This window comes from Geminicoccus flavidas (assembly GCF_009806515.1).
Lineage (GTDB): Bacteria > Pseudomonadota > Alphaproteobacteria > Geminicoccales > Geminicoccaceae > Geminicoccus > Geminicoccus flavidus.
In genome coordinates this window covers 1-5,385 of record NZ_WUJP01000177.1, presented here as the reverse complement: position 1 = coordinate 5,385, position 5,385 = coordinate 1, and the positions used below count along the sequence as shown (strand labels likewise).

Genomic DNA, 5,385 nt, shown 5'->3' with positions numbered 1-5,385 from the left:
CGACGTGCGGGTGGCGATCGAGCCTGAGCACGATGTGTGGCAGGCGGAGCCACAGCTTTGGGCCTTCGTCATCGACCGCCTGGCCGTGCCGGCGGGCACCCGCGTGCTCCTGGTGGGCGCCGGCAGCGGCTATCTGGCCGCCATCCTGGCCGAACTCGTCGGCAGCACCGGTGCGGTCACGGCGCTGGAGGCGGTGCCGGCGCTGGCCGAACGGGCCCGCCTGGCACTGCGGCCGTGGCCGGGCGTCCAGGTCCTGGCAATGGATGCGTTCGATCTCAGCCAGCTGCCGTTCGACCGAATCCTCTTCACCTGCGGCATCACCGGCCTGCCGGCCGCTTGGCCGGGCCGACTCCAGCACGGTGCCAGACTGGCAGCACCCTTCACCGGTGCCGATGGCGGCGGTGTCCTGCTTCTCCTGGAACGCCGGCCGGACGGGATCGGAGTGACGCCCTTGTCCGGCGTCTGCATCCAGCCGGCCCTGGGCGGGCTGCGCGATGCGCGCCAGGAGCGGATCCTGGACGGGGTGCGTCTTGCCGACAAGGAGGCCCTGTGGCAGGCCCGCAGCCTCCGCCCGCAGGATGCGGCCCGGCCGGCCGAGCGCATTTACGGCTTCGCCGGGCAGGTGCTGAGCACGCGGCCGCTCGGGCAATAGGAGATTCTTTACCGTTATGACGCTAGCTTGGCCGGACGGAGCGGCTGCCCGCCCGGCAACCTGTCGGATTTCTTCTGCCCGATGAACCTTCCTGATCCCTTCGATCCCGGTCCTGGCGAACCCGATCCCGCGGACGATCCGGCCATGATTTCGGGTGGCCCCGAGAGCCGGCCAGCCGACACGCCGCAGACCCGGTCGTCCGCGTTCCGGCTGGCCTATCTCGATCCGGACTTCATGCTGCGCAAGGACCTGCGCCCGGTCCGCTTCCAGCTGGAATTGCTCAAGCCCGACCTGATCCTGGAAGAGCACGGCATCGATTCCACCGTGGTGGTGTTCGGCAGCGCGCGGGTGCCCAATGATGGCGAGGCCGAGGCGGCACTGGCCGCGGCCGAGGCGGCCCATGCCGGTGATCCGGACGATCCGCGGCTGAAGCGGGCGCTGGCGATCGCCAGGCGGCTTGCCACCCATGTGCGCGGCTATGCGGCCGCCCGACGCTTTGGCCAGCTCATCGCCGAGTTCAGCAAGGCCCATCCCGGCCGGGAGCTGACCATCATCACCGGCGGCGGGCCTGGCATCATGGAGGCTGCCAATCGCGGCGCCTCGGAGGCCGGGGTCAAGACCGCGGGGCTGAACATCGTGCTGCCGCACGAACAGGCGCCCAACCCCTATCTGACGCCGGAGCTGAGCTTTCAGTTCTACTATTTCGCCCTGCGCAAGATGCATTTCCTGATGCGGGCGCGGGCGCTGGTGGCCTTCCCGGGCGGGTTCGGCACGCTGGACGAGCTGTTCGAGACGCTCTGCCTGATCCAGACCGGCAAGAGCCGGCGGATGCCGGTGCTGCTCTACGACAGCGCGTTCTGGACCAGGCTGATCAACTTCGAGATGCTGGTGGAAGAGGGTATGATCAGCCCAGACGACCTGGACCTGTTCCAGTTCGTCGACGACGCCGACGAGGCGTTCCGGATCGTGACCGACTATCACCTGAACAACCCGCCAAAGCGGGTGCGCCGGGGCAGGGTCTGAAGGCCGGACGGCCGAGGAGAGACGGCATGCAGCTCTACTACGCGCCAGGCGCCTGCTCGCTGGCGGCGCACATCACGGCGCGCGAGGCAGGGGTGCCGGTGGACCTGGTGAAGGTCGACATCCCGACCGGCCGGCTGGAGGACGGGCGGGAGTTTCGCCAGGTCAACCCGCGCGGCTACGTGCCGGCCCTGGTGCTGGACGATGGCGAGCTGGTCACTGAGGCGCAGGTGGTGGTGCAGTACCTGGCGGATCTGGTGCCGACCTCCGGCCTGTTCCCGCCGCCCGGCACCCGCGACCGGCTGCGGGTCCAGGAATGGCTGGGCTATGTCGCGACCGAGCTGCACAAGCCCCTGGGCTCGCTGTGGGATCCCAGCACGCCGGAGGCGTGGCGGGGGAAGGTCAGGGAGTGGCTGCCGGTTCGGTTTGCCGAGCTCGACGCGCATCTGGCGACCCGGCCCTTCCTGGTCGGCAGCGGGTTCACGGTCGCCGACGCCTATCTGTTCGTGATCCTGAGCTGGACGCGGTACCTGAGCATCGACTTGTCCCCCTATCCAGCGCTCGAGGCCTTCCTGGCGCGGGTCGCTGAGCGGCCGAAGGTGCGCCAGGCCCTAGCCGAGGAAGGGCTGGGCGGCGGTGCCGAGCCGGTTTGACCGGAACGCCGATCCGGCTATCATCGCGGCTGTCGACGGTTCCCCCGGCCGAAGGGGGAGGCAAGAGGGAACAGGGTGCGTGCTGGCCTGGCCGGCATCAGTCCCTGGCTACCCCCGTAACTGTGAGCGGCGAATCGACCTCCCGCGCATGACCACTGGGCAACCGGGAAGGTCGGAGGTCGGTGAGGACCCGCGAGCCAGGAGACCTGCCGTCGATCGTGCAACCATATGCGCCGGGCGGGGTGTCCCGGCGGGAGGTCCGACCGTGAACCATTCCTGCGTCCTGGCGCCTGCCTGCCGTTCCCGCCCCTGCTGTTCCCAGCCGTTGCGCTGCGACTGATGCCTGCTCTGCGGCAGTGAGCCTGCCCCGGCGGCCGGCCGGGGCATTTCCTGCGCAGCCCCTGACCGGCTGGCGCGCGCGAATGTCGGGAACAGCCATGATCATCACTGCCCTCGTGCCGGATCTCCCGTGCACTGCCGCCACGCCTGGACGCAAAGGTAGGCACGACCGATGAGCGAGCGTGCCAAGCCGCCGGACCTCACCCAGAGCATGCCGCCCTCTCCCTGCGTCGGCATCTGCCAGATCGACCAGGCCACCGGCTGGTGCGGGGGCTGCGGGCGCAGCGAGAAGGAGTTGGCCGGCTGGCGGGACATGCCGGCCTTCGCCCAGCGCGCCGTCTGGGCCGATCTGCCCCGGCGCAACGCGATCCTGGGCCTGAGGTTCCGGCTCCTGCCGCTGGCGGGCGCCGCCCTTCTGGAACATCTGGCCCACCGGTCGCTTCTGCCAGGAGCCCGCTGGGCGATCGGCGTCCATGGCGCGAGCGTCGAGTTCGCGGCCGATGACGGGCCGGTGCGTGCGGTGATCGAGGCGGGCGTCCTGCATCTCGCCACCCGCGGCGGCCGCGCGGCCCTGACGCTGCCGGCCGGTGCGCGTGCCTTCGAACTGGTCGACGGGCAGGGGCGGGCCACGAGGCTCGTGCTGGCCCTGCACCGCGCCCGACTGCGCACGCCCAATCCTGCTGGCATCGAGCCGATCGGGCCGGATCGGGACGCGCTCGATCCGAGCGGGTGCGATGCGGTCCTGGTCGATCTGGGCCTGGGCCGGCGCGCCTTGCGCCTTTGCGTGCGCAGCCGCGATCCGGACCTGCTGGCCAGGCTCAAGGCTGGGCGTGGCACTGCCCTGCAGGACGTGCCGGATCTGGTCGTGGCCCTGATGCAGGCAGCACCCGGCTGGGTTGCGATCTCACCGTTCGGGCGGATCGAGGCCGAGGGCCTGATCCTGCGCAACGATCGGGCCGGGCCGCGCACCCGTCTCCAGCTGGACCTGCTAGCCTCTGGCCGCGAACTGGAGCCCGGCCTGGAGCTGCCGCCCGACTACGTGCCCAGCGCCAGCCTGTTCCCGGACGAGGCCGGCTTGCCGAACAACGCATCGCCCGCTAGGGCTCCAGCGAATGATATAATATAACACTGGTGCTGGCATGACCGTGGTGAACCTGCTGGAGGTAGGGGGCCTGACCTGCTGGACGCAGGGGCGAAGCCTGCTTGCCGGGGTCGATCTCGTGGTGCGGCCAGGCGAGGTAGTGGGCCTGCTGGGCGAGAACGGGGCCGGCAAGTCGACCTTGCTGCACTGCCTGGCCCGCCTGCGCCGGCCCTCCGCCGGCCGTGTCCTGCTGGACGGGGCCGACATCTGGCGGCTTTCCGCCCGGACGGTCGCCCGACGCGTGGCGATCCTGCTCCAGGAGGCGGCACCGGATCTGGACCTGAGCGTGGCCGAGGTGGCCAGTCTCGGCCGCCTGCCCCATGATGGCCGGTTTGGTGGTACGGATGCGAAGGGCCATGCCATCGTCGCCGAGGCTCTCGATCTCGCAGGCGTGGCGGCACTGGCCGAGCGGCCGTTTGCACGGCTTTCCGGCGGCGAGCGCCAGCGGGTCATGCTCGCCCGGGTGCTGGCCCAGACGCCGGATCTGCTGCTGCTCGACGAGCCGACCAACCATCTGGACATCCGCTACCAGCTCGACCTGCTGGCCATGGTCCGCGCGCGCAACTGCGCCGTGGTGGCGGCCCTCCATGACCTGAACCTCGCCTCCGCCTTCTGCGACCGGCTGGTCGTGCTGGACGGCGGGCGGATCGTGGCGGCCGGCACGCCGGCCGAGATCCTCACGCCCGAGCTGATCCGCCGCGCCTTCGCCGTGGCCGCGAAGGTCGACCGTCATCCTTTCCACGACCGGCCGCGCGTCACCTTCGACCCGGCCCCTCCGCGCCCGGAGCCACTGTCCGCATGAACCGCCTCCGCTCCCTGCTCCGCCGCTCGCCGGCCCTGGCAACCCTGGCCCTGCTGCCCCTGGTCCTGGCACCAGTCCCGGCCGCCGCTTCCGGCTTCCCGGTCACCGTCGAGAGCTGCGGCCGGCCGATCACCTTCGACGAGGCACCGCAGCGGGCGGTGGCGCACGATCAGAACATCAGCGAGATCATGTTCGCCCTGGACTTGCAGCCACACATGGTCGGCCTCACCGGCATCACCGGTTGGTACAAGATGACGCCGGAATTCCGGGAGGCGATGGACGACCTGCCGGAACTGGCGCCCAAATACCCGACCATGGAGAACCTGCTAGCCGTCGACCCCGACTTCTTCTTCGCCGGCTGGTACTACGGCATGAATCCGGGCGGTGAATTGACGCCGGATACGCTGGGCGCACATGGCGTGGCCGTCTACGAGCTGACCGAGAGCTGCGTCCACATCCATTCGGACCAGCCCAAGGCCAGCCTCGACACGCTCTATGCAGACGTGCGCAATGTCGGCGCGATCTTCGGCCGGCGGGAAAAGGCGGAGGCGCTGGTCGAGCTCTGGCAGGCGCGCGTCGCCGAGGTCCAGGCTCAGCTCGCCGGCAGCGCGCCGGTCGACGTGTTCCTCTACGATTCCGGCGAGGACAAGCCGTTCACCGCCGGCCGTCATGCCATGCCGACCGCGCTGATCGAGGCGGCCGGCGGGCGCAACGTCATGGACGACGTCCCAACCAGCTGGGGCACGGTCGGCTGGGAAGCGGTGCTGGAGCGCGAACC

6 protein-coding genes and 1 riboswitch are annotated in these 5,385 nt (G+C 70.3%); all 6 genes read left to right on the top strand.

All coding sequences use genetic code 11. The annotated features are described in order from the left end of the window. Positions 1 to 652, top strand: a 652-nt coding sequence (locus tag EQG76_RS04840) for a protein-L-isoaspartate O-methyltransferase family protein (protein ID WP_331463721.1), incomplete at its 5' end; no start/stop codon positions are given. A gap of 144 nt (positions 653 to 796) precedes the next feature. Further along, positions 797 to 1,675, top strand: coding sequence for an LOG family protein (locus EQG76_RS04835; protein WP_159711089.1), 879 nt, complete (start codon positions 797 to 799; stop codon positions 1,673 to 1,675). Positions 1,676 to 1,701: 26 nt separating this feature from the next. Further along, on the top strand, positions 1,702 to 2,325 hold the full coding sequence (gstA, locus tag EQG76_RS04830) for a glutathione transferase GstA (RefSeq protein WP_159711088.1): 624 nt from the start codon (positions 1,702 to 1,704) through the stop codon (positions 2,323 to 2,325). A 19-nt stretch (positions 2,326 to 2,344) separates the two neighbouring features. Beyond that, a riboswitch (cobalamin riboswitch) is annotated at positions 2,345 to 2,553 on the top strand. Positions 2,554 to 2,836: 283 nt separating this feature from the next. Beyond that, positions 2,837 to 3,790: a DUF1289 domain-containing protein gene (locus EQG76_RS04825; protein WP_159711087.1), complete on the top strand. Its 954-nt coding sequence runs from the start codon at positions 2,837 to 2,839 to the stop codon at positions 3,788 to 3,790. A 13-nt stretch (positions 3,791 to 3,803) separates the two neighbouring features. Continuing rightward, complete coding sequence (locus EQG76_RS04820; protein ID WP_159711086.1) at positions 3,804 to 4,607, top strand: ABC transporter ATP-binding protein; 804 nt, start codon at positions 3,804 to 3,806, stop codon at positions 4,605 to 4,607. Continuing rightward, positions 4,604 to 5,385: ABC transporter substrate-binding protein (locus EQG76_RS04815; protein WP_159711085.1), on the top strand; the 782-nt coding region annotated here is incomplete at its 3' end. The genes EQG76_RS04820 and EQG76_RS04815, both read left to right, overlap by 4 nt.

Coding starts and splice junctions, on each gene's coding strand:
- EQG76_RS04835 (WP_159711089.1), top strand. CDS start 797: ATGATTTCGGGTGGCCCCGAGAGCCGGCCAGCCGACACGCCGCAGACC.
- EQG76_RS04825 (WP_159711087.1), top strand. CDS start 2,837: ATGAGCGAGCGTGCCAAGCCGCCGGACCTCACCCAGAGCATGCCGCCC.
- gstA (WP_159711088.1), top strand. CDS start 1,702: ATGCAGCTCTACTACGCGCCAGGCGCCTGCTCGCTGGCGGCGCACATC.
- EQG76_RS04820 (WP_159711086.1), top strand. CDS start 3,804: ATGACCGTGGTGAACCTGCTGGAGGTAGGGGGCCTGACCTGCTGGACG.